Source organism: Imperialibacter sp. (genome assembly GCF_040222815.1).
Lineage (GTDB): Bacteria > Bacteroidota > Bacteroidia > Cytophagales > Cyclobacteriaceae > Imperialibacter.
Map to the genome: position 1 here is coordinate 85,104 of NZ_JAVKCH010000037.1, position 19,445 is coordinate 104,548.

Annotated in this window: 13 protein-coding genes; 11 read left to right on the plus strand and 2 right to left on the minus strand. The window is 47.6% G+C overall.

From position 1 onward, the window contains the following. Nucleotides 1-43 precede the first annotated feature (43 nt). The gene (locus tag RIF36_RS18665; protein ID WP_152001563.1) at nt 44-286 is read right to left on the minus strand and encodes a hypothetical protein; all 243 of its coding nucleotides are present in this window, start codon (nt 284-286) and stop codon (nt 44-46) included. A gap of 99 nt (nt 287-385) precedes the next feature. Between RIF36_RS18665 and mazG the strand changes: the two genes are divergently transcribed. The 4 genes from mazG to RIF36_RS18685 all read left to right on the plus strand — a co-directional run bounded on the left by mazG (nt 386) and on the right by RIF36_RS18685 (nt 2,915). Then, a complete protein-coding gene (gene mazG / locus RIF36_RS18670) occupies nt 386-1,198 on the plus strand; it encodes a nucleoside triphosphate pyrophosphohydrolase (RefSeq protein WP_350127083.1) in 813 nt (270 codons plus the stop codon). A 52-nt stretch (nt 1,199-1,250) separates the two neighbouring features. Next, on the plus strand, nt 1,251-1,664 hold the full coding sequence (locus tag RIF36_RS18675) for a DUF1761 domain-containing protein (RefSeq protein WP_350090084.1): 414 nt from the start codon (nt 1,251-1,253) through the stop codon (nt 1,662-1,664). Nucleotides 1,665-1,673: 9 nt separating this feature from the next. Then, nucleotides 1,674-2,441, plus strand: a complete 768-nt coding sequence (locus RIF36_RS18680; RefSeq protein ID WP_350127086.1) for an AraC family transcriptional regulator — start codon at nt 1,674-1,676, stop codon at nt 2,439-2,441. 78 nt (nt 2,442-2,519) lie between these two features. Beyond that, on the plus strand, nt 2,520-2,915 hold the full coding sequence (locus RIF36_RS18685) for a VOC family protein (protein WP_350127089.1): 396 nt from the start codon (nt 2,520-2,522) through the stop codon (nt 2,913-2,915). A gap of 4 nt (nt 2,916-2,919) precedes the next feature. Here the strand turns inward: RIF36_RS18685 and RIF36_RS18690 are convergent, their stop codons facing one another. Next, nucleotides 2,920-5,187: a xanthine dehydrogenase family protein molybdopterin-binding subunit gene (locus RIF36_RS18690; RefSeq protein ID WP_350127091.1), complete on the minus strand. Its 2,268-nt coding sequence runs from the start codon at nt 5,185-5,187 to the stop codon at nt 2,920-2,922. Nucleotides 5,188-5,527: 340 nt separating this feature from the next. Between RIF36_RS18690 and RIF36_RS18695 the strand changes: the two genes are divergently transcribed. From RIF36_RS18695 to RIF36_RS18725, 7 genes are all read left to right on the plus strand, one after another. Next, nucleotides 5,528-6,112 carry an RNA polymerase sigma-70 factor gene (locus RIF36_RS18695; protein WP_350127094.1) on the plus strand — a complete coding sequence of 195 codons (585 nt, stop codon included), beginning with the start codon at nt 5,528-5,530 and terminating at the stop codon, nt 6,110-6,112. 176 nt (nt 6,113-6,288) lie between these two features. Then, nucleotides 6,289-7,332 (plus strand): FecR family protein, encoded by a 1,044-nt coding sequence (locus tag RIF36_RS18700; RefSeq protein ID WP_350127097.1) that lies wholly within the window; start codon nt 6,289-6,291, stop codon nt 7,330-7,332. A gap of 145 nt (nt 7,333-7,477) precedes the next feature. Next, the gene (locus tag RIF36_RS18705; protein WP_350127100.1) at nt 7,478-11,014 is read left to right on the plus strand and encodes a TonB-dependent receptor; all 3,537 of its coding nucleotides are present in this window, start codon (nt 7,478-7,480) and stop codon (nt 11,012-11,014) included. Nucleotides 11,015-11,025: 11 nt separating this feature from the next. Further along, the gene (locus RIF36_RS18710) at nt 11,026-12,888 is read left to right on the plus strand and encodes a RagB/SusD family nutrient uptake outer membrane protein (RefSeq protein ID WP_350078760.1); all 1,863 of its coding nucleotides are present in this window, start codon (nt 11,026-11,028) and stop codon (nt 12,886-12,888) included. Nucleotides 12,889-12,976: 88 nt separating this feature from the next. Beyond that, nucleotides 12,977-16,333, plus strand: coding sequence for a VCBS repeat-containing protein (locus tag RIF36_RS18715; protein ID WP_350127103.1), 3,357 nt, complete (start codon nt 12,977-12,979; stop codon nt 16,331-16,333). Between the two features lie 18 nt (nt 16,334-16,351). Continuing rightward, nucleotides 16,352-17,701 (plus strand): vanadium-dependent haloperoxidase, encoded by a 1,350-nt coding sequence (locus RIF36_RS18720; protein WP_350127106.1) that lies wholly within the window; start codon nt 16,352-16,354, stop codon nt 17,699-17,701. After that, nucleotides 17,686-19,401: a CRTAC1 family protein gene (locus RIF36_RS18725; protein WP_350127109.1), complete on the plus strand. Its 1,716-nt coding sequence runs from the start codon at nt 17,686-17,688 to the stop codon at nt 19,399-19,401. The genes RIF36_RS18720 and RIF36_RS18725 overlap by 16 nt, the downstream gene beginning before the upstream one ends. Nucleotides 19,402-19,445 lie beyond the last annotated feature (44 nt).

Below are 19,445 nucleotides of genomic sequence, written 5' to 3' on the forward strand. Positions count from 1 at the left end.
GCCTGGTTGTAGGGTAGATGTTGTCGTTAATCGATTTAACGCCTTAAAATTTCGACAAAACTTTATTGACTTCAGAGTCTGGATTGCCTCCTGCCGGATCAGCGCAAGCATCTCCGGGTTGTAGGTTCTTACCACAATAGCCGCAGGTCACACCCTCCTTATTTAGAAAAGGGCTCTGTGAGGCACAAGTGCCCTTGAACTCTCCATTTTTTAAAAATATCAGCCGTACTGACATCAAAATGAAGAACAGTGCTATAAATCCAATTCCCAATAAAACTGTTACCATGGCATTCTATATCTTTATGCAAAGAAAAAAGAGCGGTTTTACAATACCTAATCAGCCGCCTGTTTGTTGAACAAGTCGCCACAAAGGAAAATTCATTTGATGGAAAAAATACCAGCCCCGGATTTACGAAGAGAGGAAAAACTGAAAGCCTTTGACCGCTTGCTTACCATTATGGACGAGCTTCGTGAAAACTGCCCCTGGGATAAAAAACAGACCTTTGAAACGCTCCGCCACCTGACGATAGAGGAAACTTATGAGCTGTCGGATGCCATTCTGGAGGGAGATAAAGATGAAATCAAAAAAGAGGTGGGCGATTTAATGCTTCACCTGGTATTTTATTCAAGAATCGGGTCGGAAACTGGCAGCTTTGATGTGGCCGATGTCATCAACTCTTTATGTAAAAAGCTGATCAACCGGCATCCGCATATTTATGGCGATGTGGTGGCTGAGAATGAAGAAGCTGTCAAGCAAAACTGGGAGAAGATCAAGCTAAAGGAAAAGGGCAACAAGTCTGTATTGGGTGGTGTGCCCAAAACATTGCCGGCGCTGGTGAAAGCGATAAGAATTCAGGACAAAGCCAGGGGAGTTGGTTTTGACTGGGAAGAGAAGCAGCAGGTGTGGGAGAAGGTAGAAGAAGAGATGCAGGAATTCAAAGAAGAATTCAATGTGAGCGGCGAAAAGGAAATTGATAAAGAGAAGGCACAAGGTGAATTTGGCGATTTGCTTTTTTCGCTCGTCAACTATGCAAGGTTCATAGATATTGATCCTGAGGAGGCTTTGGAGCGAACCAATAAGAAGTTCATTAAGCGATTTCAATACCTGGAGCAGGAGTCGGCCAAAGACGGTAAGAGCCTCGGAGAAATGACGCTGGCAGAAATGGATAAGTATTGGAACCGGGCGAAGAAATTGTGATCCGGTTAAAAATGGTTAATTTGATATAGCTTATCACACTAACCTACTTACTATGAAAACACTTAAAATCAATCACTGGGCGATTTTGGTCATTGTTGTGCTTGGTCAGGTTATTCCTGCCCTTTGGTATGGGATGTTTGCAGAAACCTGGATGCGGCTTAATAATCTTACCGAGGCCGATGTGATGTCGGGTGGTTCCACCCCCTACATTTCGAGTGTAATTACAGCCGTTGTTTTTGCCTATGTGCTGGCATGGCTCTTTAAAAGAATGAATGTTGAGTCGGCCGTCGATGGTGCTAAAACGGCTTTTGTCATGGCCATTTCGTTTTCGCTGCTCATGCACATGACAGTAAATTTCTTTTCGATGAGACCCTACGGTTTAGCCTGGGTCGACGGGGGAGCGGATCTTATAGTTTGGACACTAGCAGGCACTATTTTGGGTGGCTGGAGAAAGTACGAAAACTAGCTCCCAGGAATGTTGCTGCAGCCTGATATGCCCTATACCGAGTTTCGTCCGGACTTCAGGCTGCAACAGTTTGTAGAATGCTACTGGTGTGTCAAAAGTGTCACGCAGCCCAATGGCTTCAGGCCCGTGTTTCCCGACGCCTGCTCTGACATTATTTTCAACTTCTCTGCCCCACTTCTCTATGAGGAAGGTGGCGCAATTTCACATAACACGTTTCAGTCATTTTATGTAGGCATCCAAACCACACCTATTTTCACTAGGGCAGGTGGTGCCACAGACTTATTAGGCATTCGGTTTAAAAACCAGGGAGCCTGGAGGTTTCTGAGGCGTCCCCTGGCGGAATTTAGCAACAGGACTGCCTCACTCAAGGAACTGGATGAGGGTGATTTGCACAACCTGACAGAGCAAATGGCATTTTTATCTGTTCCTGAAAGAATCAAAATAATTGAACTTCGTTTGCTTGCGAGGTTGGGAAATGAGCCCGGGTGGGACATGGCGGATCAGTTCTTCAGCAGCCCCTCAGGTTCGATCCAAGGATTTTGCAGGGCAAATAACCTGAGCGAGAGAACGCTGGAAAGAAGATCACGGGAAAGGCTAGGTGTGTCCCCAAAAATGTACCAGCGCATCGTTCGCTTCAGAAGGGCCTCCGGGAAGCTTTCAGGCTTCGATGGGTCGTTGATGGAATTTGCCTGGGATATGGGCTACTACGATCATGCTCACCTTGCCAAAGATTTCCGGGAATTTGGGCACTTTTTGCCATCCAGTCTTGTGCATTAATTTGTCAATTGTCGGGTTTTTACAAAAGTTGATGAGCTGGCTAGCCCTAACTTGTGGCCACATTAAAACCATTAGAATATGCAAAAATTTCAACAGCTTTCACCAAACATGATGGTCGCAAGTGTGGAGGAGTCCATGGCTTACTATTCGACAATTTTTGGCTTTACGGAGGGGCCGAGCGTGCCTGCCCCGAGCGGAGACCTTCAATGGGGCATGGTGATGCATGGAGCGGTGCAGCTCATGTTTCAGACCGCTGAAAGCATTGGCGAAGATCTACCGGGTTTCAATACTGAAAAAACCGGCGGCAGTCTGTCGCTATTCATAGAGGTGGACGATGCCGCTGCACTGTTTCGGGAGGTAGAGGGAAAGGTGGAGCTTTTTATGCCACTAAAAGACACCTTCTATGGCAAACGGGAATTTGGCATCCGTGACCTCAACGGATACCTGTTGGTGTTTGCAAGCGACATCAAGTAACTGGCTAGGTCATCTTGATGGGCAGCTCTTTGCTTCTCTTTCCTGTAGCCGCAAAAACTGCATTGGCCAGGGCAGGTGCAAAAGGTGGGACTGGCGGTTCGCCGACACCTGTTGGCTTTTCGTCACTTTCTACCAGGTGAACAAATATCTCTTTGGCGGCGTCCTGCATGCGGGCTACTTCAAATTGGTCGAAGTTTTTAGCGATTGTTTGGCCATCCTTGAAAGAAATGCCCCCTTTCAGGGCAAGACTGGAGGCAAACGTTCCACCTCCTTCAAACTGGTTTTTCACGGAGTTTTGGTTCACAACAATGCCGCAGTCAACAGCGAAGTGCACTTCCGGAATGGTGAGCTTGCCACTCTCGTCAACCGCCACATGCACCACGCAGGCCACATAGGTAAGGAAGCTGCGATGCGCACAAATTCCCATTCCGTGGCCTTTGGGCAGTTCTTTTCCCCATCCCGACTTTTCCGCAGCGAGCTTAACCACTTTTTTGAGGCGGGCCGTTTTCATCGGAAACTTCTCAACAGGCTCGCCATAGTTGCCAAAGCCTTCCATCAGCTTGTCAAAAGGGATTTCCCTGTCTGACCCTATCAAGTCCAGCAGGTTTTCCACCGGATCCATTTGCCTGACCGTGGCAATTTCATCCACCATGCTGCCAATGGCAAAAGCATGCTGGATATTGCTGACCGACCTGAGCCAGCCAATACGGGTCATGGCCTTTGCTTCATGCGACTGGCACGAGATGTTGGGAATATCAAAAGGCATGTCGACCATGCCGAGCTGGAGCTCATCAAAACTTGGGCCGGTTGCATCTGGTGAGAAAGTACCACCAATGGGTGGGAAAACACTGTGATGCTCCCATCCCGTCACTTTCTTGTTATTGTCTAGCGCTACCTTGATCCGCTGAACGCTACAGGCGTGGAAGAAGTCGTGCTGAATATCGTCTTCTCTTGTCCAAATGATTTTGACGGGAAAGCCACTCATTTGCGAGGCCAGCGCAGCTTCCACGATAAAGTCAGGCTTTGATTTCCGACCAAAACCGCCCCCAAGTAATGTGACATTTACTGTGACATTGGCTTTGTCTATTTTCAACGCCTCAGCCAAAGCATCGTTAGCCCCCTGGGGGTTTTGGGTGGGAGCCCACACTTCACACTTTCCATCTTTAAAATGAGCTACGGCACACGGCGGTTCCATGGGTGCATGAGAAAGATGGGGTATCAGGTAGGTTGAATCTATGGTTTTCGCCGCATTTTTAAAGGATGTCTCCACCGAGCCTTCCTCTCTGTGTACCTGGCCTTTGTTTTTGACCCTGCCCAGCATATCTTTAAAATAGTCGGCTGTGCTGTATTTGGCATTGGGGCCAAAGTCCCATTCTACTTCCAGCGCATCCCGCCCTTTAATGGCCGCCCAGGTGTTGTCAGCAACCACAAGAAGGCCACCCAAAGGAGCGTTTATTCCGCCCGGGAAAGCAGTGAAAGGCATTTCAAATACCTTTTGCACGCCGGCTACCTGCATGGCTTTGTCTGCATTGAAGGCTTTTACCTTTCCTCCAGCCACCGGGCAACGGAGTACCGTGGCATATTTCATGCCAGCTACCTTTTTGTCCAGGCCAAACCCGCCCCTGCCAGTAATAATGTCTTCAATGTCTACTATTGGTGTAGACTTACCGATGTATTTCCACTCTGACTTTTTCTTTAGGGTGATTTTGTCTTCGGCTGGCATTTCCAGTTTTGAGGCTGCTTCTGTTAACTCGCCAAAGCCCAACTTTTTGCCACTACCTTCATGCACCACTTCGCCGTTTTTTGCCTTACATTCCCCAACAGGCACCCCCCACTCGTTGGCGGCGGCCTGCTCCAGCATCATTCGGGCTGAGGCTCCTGCTTTGCGCATTGGCTCAAAAAACATTCGCACCGAAAACGACCCGTCTGTATTTTGGTTCCCGTACCGGGCTTCGTCTCCAATGGCCTGCACCACCTTCACTTTGCTCCAGTCGGCTTCCAGCTCGTCGGCTACCACAAGAGGCAATCCCGTACGAATACCGGTTCCCATCTCCGACCTGTGCGCCACTATAGTCACCGTGCCATCACTGTTCACCGTCAGGTAAACATTGGGGGAGAAAGGAATGCCACTATCTTTCTTTTTCGAAGGAGAGCACCCCATCTGCATTCCTATAATGATGCCTGTGGCGCTGATGCCGCTAATTTTCAGAAAAGAGCGACGATCAACTTTTTTAATGATGGATGCTTCCAGGGGAGTGCTTAGGGGCTTCATAGACAGTGTTTTTGGGAATAATAAAGCTAGTTAAAATATGGTGAAAAGATGAAGGGCGTACGAATTTTTCTGGGAGACGCTCTTCAACCCAAATCAGATCAAAGAATTTCTTCTTTGAATATCATTCAGTTTTTTAGGAACCAAGGCGAGCGTAATAGAACTTTTAAATGAGGAGGGGCGAGTATTCTCCCAAATTTTTGCCAGAAGTACAATAAACATTTATGCTCCATTGCGCTTACATTTCACTACCATATTTGTTATATTTAATCTAGTCTTGGACTGCCCAAACTTGGATTTATAACGAGTTTTACTAACATTGCAGAGTTCTACCTACTTGAAAATGAAAGTGCTTTCGTCTAGCTATGCCAATGATAACGAACTTCTGGAGGCTTTCCAGAGGGGAGAAAAAGACGCATTCATCGTCATATACGAACGGTTTTGGAATAGGATTTTTTTAATAGCCTACAAAAGCACACGAAACAAGGAGGTGTCTGAAGACCTTGTTCAGAACCTGTTTCTTAAATTTTGGGACAAAAGAGATTTGCTGCATATAAAGCAGATCGAAGCTTATTTGCACTCTTCCATTCGGAACAGCGCAATCGACTATATCCACAGCCAGGTAGTAAGGAATAAATATCTCGACTACCTTAAAGTTTCGCCTCCTGTCAACGAGAATAACACAGATCGCATGATGGCGGTAAGTGATCTTTCGAAGCAGATAGAAGAAGGGCTTACTCAGCTGCCCGAAAAGTCAAGATGTATTTTTAGGATGAATCGGCTTGACCATTCACCGGTGGAAGAAATTGCACAAAAACTCAAAATTTCGGAAAAGGCGGTTCAGTACCACCTGACAAAATCTCTGAAGGTCATGCGCCTCTATTTGAAGAGTATTATTTTTAGTCTGCTGCTTATTTTTCTGGGCTAGGCTTTGCCAGAGAACTCACCCCATTATTGCGACTTCAATCCAGCGAACACAATAAATCTCAATTATTTTCCCCTCCCTTTTAGGAAAAACAGGGAGTTGCCCGTCTAGTTGGTAGGCGTGGACAATATTTAAACAATTAGTATATCCTTTTTTGATGCCGGGCGTGCGCCATGAAAATGAAACAAAAAGAACTTGAACAATTGCTAAAACGCTATTTGAAAGACAGTAGCTCTGAGGTTGAAAGGCTTGAAGTAGAAAGGTGGTTTGAAGATATAAGTAGTAACGACATTGATTTGAGCGAATCTGAGAAAATTGAAATAAAGGACAGAATACTTGCGAGAATTCTGGCGGCCAGGGAACAGGGAGGGAGCGAGTCTGCCTTTCGGGGTCGGCAGTTGATATTCAGAGTGGCTGCTTCGCTTCTGTTGATGATCGCCTCTTTTGTTGCCTACCAACAGCTGTCTCAGGGAGAACTTGAAACTATTGCTGTCGCTACTCTACCCGTTAGTGATGAGGTTGTAGTTGAGAATAATTCGAAAGGTACCAGGGAGGTTTGGCTTCCAGATGGCACCCAGGTGATACTAAAAGGAGAAAGCAAGATCAGCTACGCCAGGCAATTTTCGGGAAAGAAGAGGGAGGTAAACCTTGTAGGCGAGGCATTTTTTGATGTGATCAGAAACCCTGACCGACCGTTTTTTGTATACAGCGGCAATATCGTTACCAGGGTGCTGGGCACAAGTTTCAGCATGGTGGCACCTGAAAATGCTTCTACAATCGAAGTAAATGTGGTGTCGGGAAGAGTGTCGGTTTACGAGTCGGAAGAGGACGAAACCGATGAGACCGACCAGAAGAAGGTGAAGAAAGGTGTTATCCTCACCAGAAACCAAAAGGCGACCTTCTTTGTCAAAGAAACTCATCTGGTTACCTCACTGGTTGAACAACCCAGGCCGGTAAAAGTGCCAACGAGAGAAAACAAGTTATTGGTATTTGAAGACAATACCCTGAGCGAGATCGCCTCCAAACTTGAGGAGAATTACTCGATAGAGTTTGTGATGGAAAATGCATCAATCAGCAACTGTACTTTCACCGGAGACCTGTCCGACATGTCTCTTTACGATCTATTATCTGTGATCGGGAAGTCGGTTGGGGTTGAGTACGAAGTGATGGGCACTAAAATTCTTCTGAATGGAGAAGGCTGCCAGAAACCAATTATTAACTAAAAAGATAAATTATATGAAACAGAAATCTACATAGAAAATGACCTCTGGTACCACGAGTACCTTTGGAGCCAGCCCCTTTTTGAGGATCCGTGAGGTAAAGAAAAGGGCTAAAAAAAAGTGCACTACCCTACAAACTTACATACTTATGAAACTACTAAACCTACTTCATGCAAGGAGAAAGTACTTTTCTCAGGGCATGAAGATATTTGTTACCCAAATGGTTGTCGTTGCATTGTCAACATCCATTTCGTCGGCCAATGAGCTCATTGGCCAGGCACTGTTGGACAAGGAGGTATCTCTCAAAGCTGAGGATGTCGAACTTAAAAGTGCCATTTCAGAAATTGAAAGAATTGCCAACGTAAAATTCGCTTACAGCCCCAAGCGAATCAAAGACAGGCAAAAGGTGTCCGTTGATGTTGAGAACAAGAAGTTGAGTGAAGTACTTGACGGAATGCTACAGCCGCTCGACATTTCCTACGAAGTTATTTCAGATAGGATTTCGCTCTATAAGCCTGAAACAATTAGGGGCCCCGAGAAGGCATCTGCTGAAAATGAAATCCTGAACCCTGAATTCACAGTATCAGGTGCTGTGAAGGACGAAAATGGCCAATCACTTCCCGGTGTGAACGTGGTCGAGAAAGGAACCACCAACGGTACTATCACGGACGCTGACGGTGGATACAGGTTGAGCGTTACAGACGAAAATTCAGTTCTGGTATTTTCTTTTATTGGCTTTGCTACGCAAGAAGTAATCGTAGGTGGCAGGTCGTCCATTGCAGTAACCCTGGCTACCGACACCAAAACACTTGGCGAGGTAGTAGTTGTTGGCTACGGAGAACAAAAGAAGGTAACTGTTACCGGATCAGTCGTTTCTGCCAAAGGAGTTGACCTTGTAAAGTCGCCTGCTGTTGATCTTTCGAACTCTCTTTCTGGCCGTCTGCCTGGTTTGGTCGTGATTCAAACAAGCGGCGAGCCTGGTAACGATGGTGCTCAAATCAATATCAGAGGTATCAACACCTTAGGAAACAGTTCTCCCCTCATCGTTATTGATGGTATTCCTGACAGGGATGGTGGACTGGGTCGTTTGTCACCTCAGGATGTCGAATCTATTACGGTATTGAAAGATGCTGCCGCCGCAATTTACGGTGCAAGAGCTGCCAATGGTGCCATTATCGTAACCACCAAAAGGGGCACAACCGGAAAGCCAACAGTCTCTTATGACTTTAACCAGGGCTGGGCTCAGCCTACGGTAATTCCCGACATGGCAAGTGCTCCTGAGTACGCCGAAATCATGAACCAGCTGCCCATCTACAAGTCGATTCCGGCAAGTGAATGGGAGGCAGCGTGGCAGGGAATTCAGCAAAGCGGGACTTTTACCTCTCCTTCGACTGGAACGTCACTAAGTGCTCAATTCAGCCCTTCTGATGTACAAAAGTACAAGGACGGTTCTGATCCGTGGGGCCACCCTGACACCGACTGGTTTGGAGATGCTTTCAGAACCTGGACGCCACAAAACAGGCACAACCTTCAGGTGAGCGGGGGGACAGAAAATGTCAAATACCTTACCTCTATTGGTGTTGTAAATCAGGATGCCTACTATAAGAACTCTGCCACTAACTACCAGCAGTACAACCTCAGGCTGAACCTTGATGCGAAGATCAATAAGTATATCAGCACGCAAACAGGCATCATGTTCAGAGAGGAAGTGAGAAACTTCCCTACAGAGTCAGCCGGATCAATTTTTAGAATGTTGATGAGGGGTCGCCCGACCGAGCCTGAAGTATGGCCCAACGGCCTTCCTGGTCCAGATATTGAAAATGGCCAAAACCCATACGTGGTTACTACCAATGCCACTGGTTATGTAAAGAACCCAACCGATTATATTCAGACCAACTCAAGGGTTGATATCACTAACCCATGGGTAGAGGGGCTTACTTTTACGTTGCAGGGCTCAGTTGACAAGCAAATCGACAGAAACAAAAGATGGCAGACGCCATGGTACCTGTATACCTGGGATGGTTCTGGAACGGGACCTAACGCTTCCAATTTACAAAAGTCGCTGAGGTCAACGTTTACAGATCCGAGGTTGTATATGTCGGAAGAGGCTATTCTTAATACCAATATTACGGGTATGCTGGCGTACGAAAAGACGTTCGCTGATGACCACACCATTAATTTGATGGCTGGTATTACTAAAGAATCCTTCCGGAGGGATTTCTTTTCAGCTTACAGAAGAAACTTCATTTCTCCTGCGCTTGATCAACTATTTGTTGGTGGAAATGATGCGCAGAGTACTGGCAGTGAGGGGTACGAAAGGGCTCGTTTGGGTAATTACGGAAGAGCTGCTTACAACTACAAAGAAAAGTATCTGGCGGAGTTTATCTGGAGATATGATGGTTCGTATATCTTCCCTGAGTCGGACAGATTTGGCTTTTTCCCCGGAGTATTGGCGGGCTGGAATATTTCGAATGAAGACTTTTTCCAGAACAATATCAGCTTCATCAACTTCCTGAAGATTCGTGGTTCGTACGGTCAAATGGGTAACGACCAGGTGTACTTCAACGGCAATCTTCAAGAGTTTGCTTATCTCGATGCCTATGGATTTGGTGAATACCCTATTAATAGTCAGGTGGTAAAGACCCTTGTTGAAAGACAATTAGCTAACCCTAGCTTTACCTGGGAGAGAGCCAACAACCTGAACATCGGACTTGATGGAACCATGTTGAATGGAGCGCTGACCTTTGCATTCGAGTATTTCTATAATAAAAGAGATCAGATATTGATTCAGAAGACTGGATCAACACCATCATCTTCAGGTATTGCCGACCTACTCCCTCCGGTAAATGCTGGAAAAGTGGATAATAAAGGGTTTGAGTACACAGTTGGATACAACAATGTGGCAGGTGGCTTGACTTATTCGTTTGGCATCAATGGTGGTTACTCACGAAACAAGGTGGTATTCATGGACGAAATCCCGGGGGCACCAGCTTATCAGCTTCAGGAGGGAAAACCATATGGTGCGTATTTAGTTTATGAGTCTGATGGAGTTTTTCGGGATTTGAGTGATATCAATGACAACACCCTTGACTACAGTGCAGTAACACCTCAATTGATCCCTGGTGATATGAAGTTCAAGGACATCAACGGAGACGGCAAAATAGACGGCGATGACCAGACAAGGCTGGATAAAACCAATACGCCAACTTTCAACTTTGGTGCAACAATGAATTTCCAGTACAGGAATTTCGACCTGTCTCTATTGTTCCAGGGGGCTATGGGAGCGATGCTGAGGTTGTCTACAGAGTCGGGAGATATTGGTAACTACCTGAAGTATAGCTATGACAATCGCTGGTCAATTGACAATCCAAGCAGTACTGACCCGAGATTGGCAAGTAGGGGCGACACTTACTTTACTGGCGGAAACTATGGGAATAACACTTACTTCCTGCTTAACAAGAACTACCTGAGACTAAAGAATATCGAACTCGGGTATAATTTTCCATCAAGCATTGGTGAGCGAATTGGCATCAGCAACTTCCGTTTGTATGTGAATGGCCTTAACCTGATCACCTTTGGGTATCTGAACAAAAACGGAATATTTGACCCCGAATCGACCAATCAGGCCGGTACCTACTATCCGCAGGCAAGGGTAATCAACACCGGACTTCGTTTAACCTTTTAAAGAGAATGATGATGAAAAGAATAACGATAACAATATGGGTGTTTGCTGTGGGCATGATGCTTCCCATGGCATGCAACACCGATTTCTTGAATACAGAGCCTCTTGATAAGATCTCCAGCGACTTGACCTGGAGCGACGGCCCATTGGCTGAAGCATTTGTTTACAATGTTTATGCCTCACTGGGATATGGAGGCTTTGAAGAACAGATGCTTGCTGCCTACACGGATGAAGCCATGTTTACGCACGCTGGCAGAAATATCAATCCCTTCACTGAAGGAGCTGAGAGCCCTGCCAACCTGGCCTGGATGAGTCCAACGTATGAGTGGAACAATATGTACCTGGCTATCAGAAAGGCCAATGTGGCTATTGAGAACCTCCCAATTTCGACTTTCGACAACGAGGACTTAAAGGACAGGCTTCTGGGAGAGGTGTATTTTCTGAGGGCCTATTACTACCATCAGTTGTTGAGGTTTTATGGCGGAGTTCCTATTATCGATAGGCCTTATGGTCTCGATGAGGACTATACCATCGCCAGAAGCTCATTTGCAGAATGTGTAGACTTTATTGTAGGTGACCTTGATCAGGCAATTACCTTACTTGATGGGAAACCTGAAACTCCCGGCAGAACATCGAAGATTGCGTCGATGGCCCTAAAGGCAAGGGTATTGATCTACGCAGCAAGCGATCTGCATGATATTCCTACTGCCTCAGGTTCAGTGTCTGGGCTTACTGACCTTCATGGTTATACCAGTGGAGATCAAACTGCCAGATGGACAGCAGCGAGAGCGGCAGCCAAAGCAGTGATGGATGCAGGAAGCGGTTACAAACTAGACCTTACTGCACCTGTTTCTGCTGATCAGGGAAAAGCGAACTATGTAGCCCTTTCTTACGGTGGCGGTAGTGCGGTTGCCGATGCTTCTGCAGCAGTGGAGTTGATTTTTCAGAGAACGCAGACTCCTTTGTACACAGTCGAAAACAACTGGCCCCTGGGTGGCATCCATTTTGGCATCAATAATGGCCCGAACGGCTATCACAACTGGGCCGGTAACACCCCAATTCAGCAGCTGGTAGATGACTATGAAATGATGGACGGCTCTAAGTTTGACTGGAATAATGCATCCCATGCGAGTGCTCCCTACGACGACCGTGACCCGAGATTGTATGCCACTGTTTTGTACGACGGAGCGGGCTGGAAGCCGAGACCATCCGACGTAGCCGGCATTGATCCGGTGGATCAGATCCAAACGGGTTACTATGATGATGGTGATGGCGGAATTATCAACGGAGTGGATACCAGAGAGTCTCCAATCGAGAACTGGAATGGTAGCCGTACTCACTACTACGTAAGAAAGTTTATCGATTCTGATCCGGCAGTGGTTGACAACCAGTCTGGTGCTCAGGTGGTTCCCTGGCCATTTATCAGGTACACCGAAATGGTGCTAAACTACATTGAAGCGTCTATAGAGTTGGGTGATGAGGCTGAAGCCAGGAACTGGCTCAACAAAATACGTTTCAGAGTAGGCATGCCAGCCGTGACCGACACAGGTGATGCCCTGAGAGATCGGTATCGGAACGAAAGGCGGGTAGAACTTGCCTATGAGGAACACCGGTATCACGACGCCAGAAGGTGGTTGATTGCACCAACAACGCTTGGTAGGGGTATCAAGGACATCCAGGTGGAGGCAACCCTGAAACCAGGGGCTACACCCCATGTGCCGTATCGTTACGACCCGGCGGTGTATGACTACACATATACTCCGCAGGCTAATACAGAAAATGAAACCCGTGCCTGGGTGGATAAGATGTATTTCCGCCCCATAAGCAGGGGAGAAATCAACAGAAATGATAAACTAGTTCAGAATCCGGGATACTAAAGTTTCAGTAAGTTGTATCTAAGTTTTAAAAACCTATGCCGGAGTATTTCGGTGTAGGTTTTTATATTTTTGTTTAAGACCGATCCACATGCTTAACAACTCCACTCTATTTCTATTGGCGATTTTTACTGTAGCACTCCAAAGCTGCAAAAGCGAAGTAAAGGAGGAGCCAAAGAAGCCCGTAGTGTCTGATGTTCCGCCTCTCTTCAAATTGCTTCCCCAGCAGGAAACAGGAGTAGATTTTATCAACCAGCTTGAGGAAGGATTAAATACCAACATCCTCATGTACGAATACTTCTACAACGGGGGTGGCGTAGCGGCGGGCGACATCAATGGTGACGACTTGATTGACCTTTATTTCACCTCTAATATGGGAGAAAGCAAGCTTTACCTGAATGAGGGAGGTCTGCGTTTCAAAGACATTACTGCTGCGGCAGGTGTTGGCGGTCGGCCAGGGCCCTGGAAGACGGGCGTAGCCATAGCTGATGTGAATGGCGATGGCAAGCTGGATATTCATGTTTCTTACTCGGGCCAAATGAAGGAAGAAAGTCGGCAAAACCAGTTGTTCATCAATATGGGCAACGATGCTAACGGAATGCCCACGTTCGAAGACCAGGCGAAGGAGCTTGGACTGGCCAGTGCAGGCTACAGCAACCAGATTTACTTTTTCGACTACGACAGGGATGGTGACCTTGATGCATTGTTGCTCAACCACAACCCGAGTTCCATGCCTGTTCTCAATGAAGTGAAGACGGCCGAAATCTTAAAGGTAGACGATGAGCTGAGGGGAGTAAGGCTTTTCAGGCAAACCAACGGCCATTTTGATGATGTGACTGCCACGGCAGGCATCAGCAGCTCGGCACTCACCTATGGGCTGGGCGTTGGCATTTCCGACATCAACAACGATGGTTGGCCAGATATCTATATTTCCAACGACTATGCAGTTCCCGATTTCCTTTACATAAACAATGGAAACGGAACCTTTACCGATAAGCTGAAGGAAAGCGTGGGTCACAACAGCCAATTTTCGATGGGCAACGATGTGGCCGATATTAACAACGATGGCTGGAACGACATAGTGACCCTCGATATGCTGCCTGAGGATAACTTCCGTCAGAAGTTACTGCTCGCTCCTGACAACTACTCCAAGTTTGAATTGAATATCAGGTCGGGTTTTCACTATCAGTACATGCGCAACATGCTGCAGTTGAGCAATGGAAATGACCTTACAGGGAACCCCACTTTCAGCGAGGTGGGGCAAATTGCAGGCATTTCCAATACCGACTGGAGTTGGGCAGCCCTGTTAGCCGATTTTGACAACAACGGTTGGAAAGACCTTCATGTGACCAATGGGTATTTCAGGGACTATACCAACCTGGATTTCATCAAATACATGGACGACTTTGTGAAGAGCAAGGGCAGACTGCAGCGGGAGGATGTGCTGGAAATCATCAGCCACATGCCGGCCTCCAATGTGGTCAACTATATTTTTTCAAACGTTGATGGGCTGAATTTCACTAACCAGACGCAAGCATGGGGATTGAACCGGCCGTCTAACAGCAACGGGGCTGCCTATGCCGATCTTGACAACGACGGCGACCTCGACATCATCGTTAACAACATCAACCAGCCTGCATTTATCTATCGAAATGAAGCTGACAAAGACCCTGACAACCATTACCTCGACATCAAGCTCCTGGGCGAAACGCCCAACACCCAGGGATTAGGCGCAAAAGTGACCGTTTCCATCAAGGGCAAACAGCAGTCGGTGGAGCAAATAACTGCCAGGGGTTATCTGTCGTCTGTGTCGCCCGTTCTTCATTTCGGGCTCGGGGAAGCTGCCAATGTCGATACGCTGATTGTGCGTTGGCCAGAAGGAAAGATGCAGGTGCTTACCAACATTGCAGGCAATCAGGTGTTGACTTTGTCGGAGAGCGATGCCTCGGAAGCTTCGATGCCGGCCAAAGCCATAAAGTCACTTTTTGTGGAGACCACCTCTCCAATCAATCACCAGGACAAGCCGCTTAATGCCAACGACTTTAAAAGGCAAACGCTGCTGATCAACCAACTGTCTTTTGGAGGGCCAGCTATGGCCATAGGGGATGTAAATGGCGATGGCCTCGAAGATTTATTTGTTGGTGGAGGCGTAGGTCAGCCAGGCGAATTGTGGCTGCAAAGTGCAGGCGGTAATTTTCGCAAAAAATCGCAAGCGGCTTTTGACCTTGACAGTGCCAGCATGGATGCGGATGCCGCTATGTTCGATGCCAACAATGACGGTCATATTGATATTTACGTGGCCAGTGGGGGATACCACACTTTCACATCAAATAATGTAGAGCTCCTCGATCGGTTATACGTCAACGATGGAAAGGGCAATTTCAGAAAAGACAAAGATGCCCTGCCCCAGGTAGGCGGCAGCAATGCGACAGTGGCAGTGGCTGACGTGGATGGAGATGGCGACGACGACATTTTTGTGGGCGGGCGTGTCGTGCCTGGAAGGTATCCTGAGGCTCCGCAAAGCTATCTGCTGATCAATAACGGGGCAGGTAAGTTTTCTGATCAGACAGCCTCGCTCGCAACGGGCATCGAAAGATTGGGTATGGTCACCGATGCCACCTGGGTTGACATTAACAGCGACGGCAGGGAGGACTTGATCATTGTGGGTGAATGGCTGCCCATCACGGTATTTGAAAATACTGCCAATGGCTTTTTGCTCGCAACGGAGAAGTACTTTGACAAATCATACAAGGGATGGTGGAATACGCTCACCATAGCAGACATTAACGGTGACGAGGTTGCCGATTTGCTGGTGGGTAACGTCGGGATAAACACGCAGTTTGGCATCTCCGAAACCACGCCAGCAGAGATTTACTTCGACGACTTTGACAATAACGGATCTGTCGATCCCATTTTTTGCTACTTCGTGCAGGGCAAAAGCTACCCAAGTGCTACCAGAGATGAGTTGCTTGACCAGCTCAGCTCGTTTCGCCGAAAATTCAACAGCTACAAGAGCTATGCTGGTGTAACGTTGGTTGACATTTTCTCGCCGGAAGAGATTGAGAATGCCGGTCATATGCAGGCCAACTTTGCCAAGACCTCTGCCTTTATCCGGCAATCTGGTGGCAAGTTTATCGAGAAAGCATTGCCCATTGAGGCGCAATACTCACCTGTTCACACTATCACCGTGTTCGATTATGACGCTGATGGAAAGAAAGACATTTTACTTTGTGGCAACAACAGCTACAGCAAGCTGCGTGTAGGGAAATTTGACGCCAATTACGGTGCGCTGTTCAAAGGCAAGGGAAATGGTGAATTTGCCTATGTGAGCCAGCCGGGTTCTGGTTTCAATCTGAAGGGCGATGTGCGCAGCGTAGTGCAAGTTGACAAGTTCCTGCTGTTTGGGGTTTGCCAGGGAAAAGTGAAAGCTTATACTTTTAATGACTAAAAAAATCATTGAAGACTTATGGAACGCTTGACTAACCATTTTTTCCGCCTTTGCTCAATAGTGGCCATAGTAATTGTTTGTGGCTGTTCCGCTGGCAAGAAGAAAATTTTTACGCCGCAGGAAGTGGCTACGGGGTGGGCCGATTTATCGATTTACATTACAAAAAACACTCCCTCCAACTCACCTACTTATGCCTCACGATGCTTTGGCTATATAGGGCTAACGATGTATGAGTCCGTTGTGAACGGGTACCCGTCTTATCACAGCATGGCTGGTCAGTTGAATGGTTTGGAAGCATTGCCGATTCCCGAGACAGGGCTGGAATATGATTGGCTCATTGCTCTCAATGCCGGACAGGCATCTATCATCAAACGCATTTATAACCAGACCTCCGACGAAAACAAATCAAAAGTTGATTCTCTTGAGGCGTTATTTTTTGAGCAGATTTCTGACCAAGTCGACAGCGAAGTAGCAGACCGCTCGGTCATGTACGGAAAAAGTGTGGCCGACGCTATCTTTGAGTGGTCAACAACCGATGGCGGGCACCGGGGCTATCTGAAAAACTTCGATAAAAATCTTAAGCTGCCCACAGGTGAAGGCCGCTGGGAGCCGCCATTGTATGCACAGTCGATAAGCCACTATCCACTGCACCCGCACTGGGGTGATAATCGCACCTTTGTAGCAAAAAACAGCCTTATTCCGACCCCAGAATTGATTCCGCACGATACAACACCGGGCTCTCCCTACTACACACAATTCATAGAGGTATACGAAAAGGACAAAGAGTTGACACAGGAGGAAAAGGAAGCGGCACTATGGTGGGGCGACGATCCGGCCGATACATTCACGCCACCTGGGCACTCTTATTATATAGCTACTGCGGTGATCAAGGCTAAAAACCCCGAACTGATCAAATGCGCTGAAACCTACGCCAAAATGGGGATTGCTGTAGCCGACGCATTCATTGAATGCTGGAAGTGGAAGTACGAGCATGTGTCGGAGCGGCCGTCAAGTTTTCTTAACCACCACGTGGAGCCCGCCTGGGTGTCATTTTGGCCAGATCCGCCATTTCCTGCGTTTCCATCGGGGCATGCTACCAACGCTGGAACCGCCGCCACTATTCTTATTTATCAGTTTGGTGAGAGGTTTTCATTTACCGACAGTTCTCATGTCGGTCGCAAGCGGGATGAAGTTAGAAACGTGGACTTTAAGCCACGTCACTTTGACTCGTTTTGGGAGGTTGCCGAGGAGACTGCCAACTCAAGGTTTTATGGAGGAATCCATTCTCATTACGACAATGAAGTAGGGCTAACCGAGGGGGCCAGAATCGCCGAGAATGTGAATGCACTGATTTGGAAAAACGAATAGAGTCGCCTGTGAACACAATAGTAAATAACTTGAAGGTTATATGGTTGGTTTGCCTTGCTCTGGCGTCTTTTGCAGCACAGGCTCAGCTGAGCTTCAAGGACGTAACAGACGAGGCTGGCATCGGCCATCATCAGTTTGTGGTATATGAAGGGATGTTCGGCGGAGGCATTTGTGTGTTTGATTTCAACAACGACGGCTGGGACGATTTTTTTATCACCAGCGGAATGGAAACTGATCGCCTTTACCTGAACAGCGGAGACGGCACTTTTAAGGACATTTACGCCTCATCGGGCCTGGTTGTTACGGGTGCATACGTGACCCAGGGAGCCGCAAGCGCCGACGTGAACAGAGACGGCTGGATCGATTTGCTCGTCACGACCATTACTTTAAAAGACAGTTCTCAACAAATTCCCCGGGCGGAGAACCTTTTGTTTATTAACAATGGCAATTCAACTTTTCGGGATGCTACCGAAGAGTATCGGTTGAATGATCTTCAATCGTTCAGCACCGGGGCCAGCTTTGGAGACTTCAATCTTGATGGTTATCCTGACATTTATATCGGCAACTACTTTCTGGCCTATGAGGGAAAATTGAGTGCTATCAACGACGCTACGATTGTGAATGCCAGCTCTACAGCAGAGGGGTACCTGCTTGTCAACCACGAGGGCAAATACTTTACAAACGAGTATGCGGACTACGGTCTGAAATTCAGAGGCTTTGGCTTTGGTGGAGTTTTTACCGACTATGACAACGATCACGATCCAGATATTTTCGTTAACCACGACTTTGGCTACAAAGCCACGCCGGACGTGCTGCTGAACAACCAATACCCCGACGACGAGTTTATTGATGTGGCCGAGGAAACAGGCATGGACTTGAAAATCAATTCGATGGGAATTGCCGTTGGGGACTATGACAACAATGGCCTGCTCGACTACTATGTCACCAATATTCGGTTCAACAGGTTTATGGTGAATCAGGGGCCTGGTAAACCATTTGTTGATAAGGCCAGGGAGCTTGGGATGGGCTTTGTGAGCATCAGCTGGGGGGCCAACTTTGCTGACTTTGATCAGGACGGCGATGTCGATCTTTTTGTTGCCAATGGCGATCTCAATCCCAACGACGTGCCCATGGCCAACTTCTTTTTTGAGAATGACAAAGGGGTGTTCACCGACAAGGCCCATTTGCTCGGCCTCAACGACTACGGCGTGGGCCGGGGGTCGGTGGTGTTCGACATGGACAACGACGGAGACCTCGATATTTTATATGTAAGCCAAAAGCCAGTGCTTGACTTCCCCGTGGAGTCCCGCACAAGGCTGTTTCGAAACGACAGCAAGGGCGGCAACTGGCTAAAGGTTAGCCTCAATGGAACCGAATCGGAACTGCACGGCCTCGGGGCCAGGGTGGAGGTAGTGGCCGGCGGCGTGAAAATGATGCGGGAGATTGATGGAGGTTCCAGCCATCTGTCGCAGAATGCATTGTACGCCCACTTTGGTTTGGGCACCCACTCAATAGCCGACTCTGTGATTGTGACCTGGCTGGGTGGAAAAAGGCAAGTTTTGTTGAATCAGCCGGCCAACCAGTTACTTGTGGTCACAGAGCCGGAGAGCAAAGGCCTGGGTTGGCCGATGACCGTCGGCTTTGGTTTTGTAACTGCCCTGGTGGCAGCCTGGGCGGTAAGGAGATTTACTTCAAAATAGCGCTCGCCCAAAAACATAGCTATGTTTTACCCTAAACATAGTTA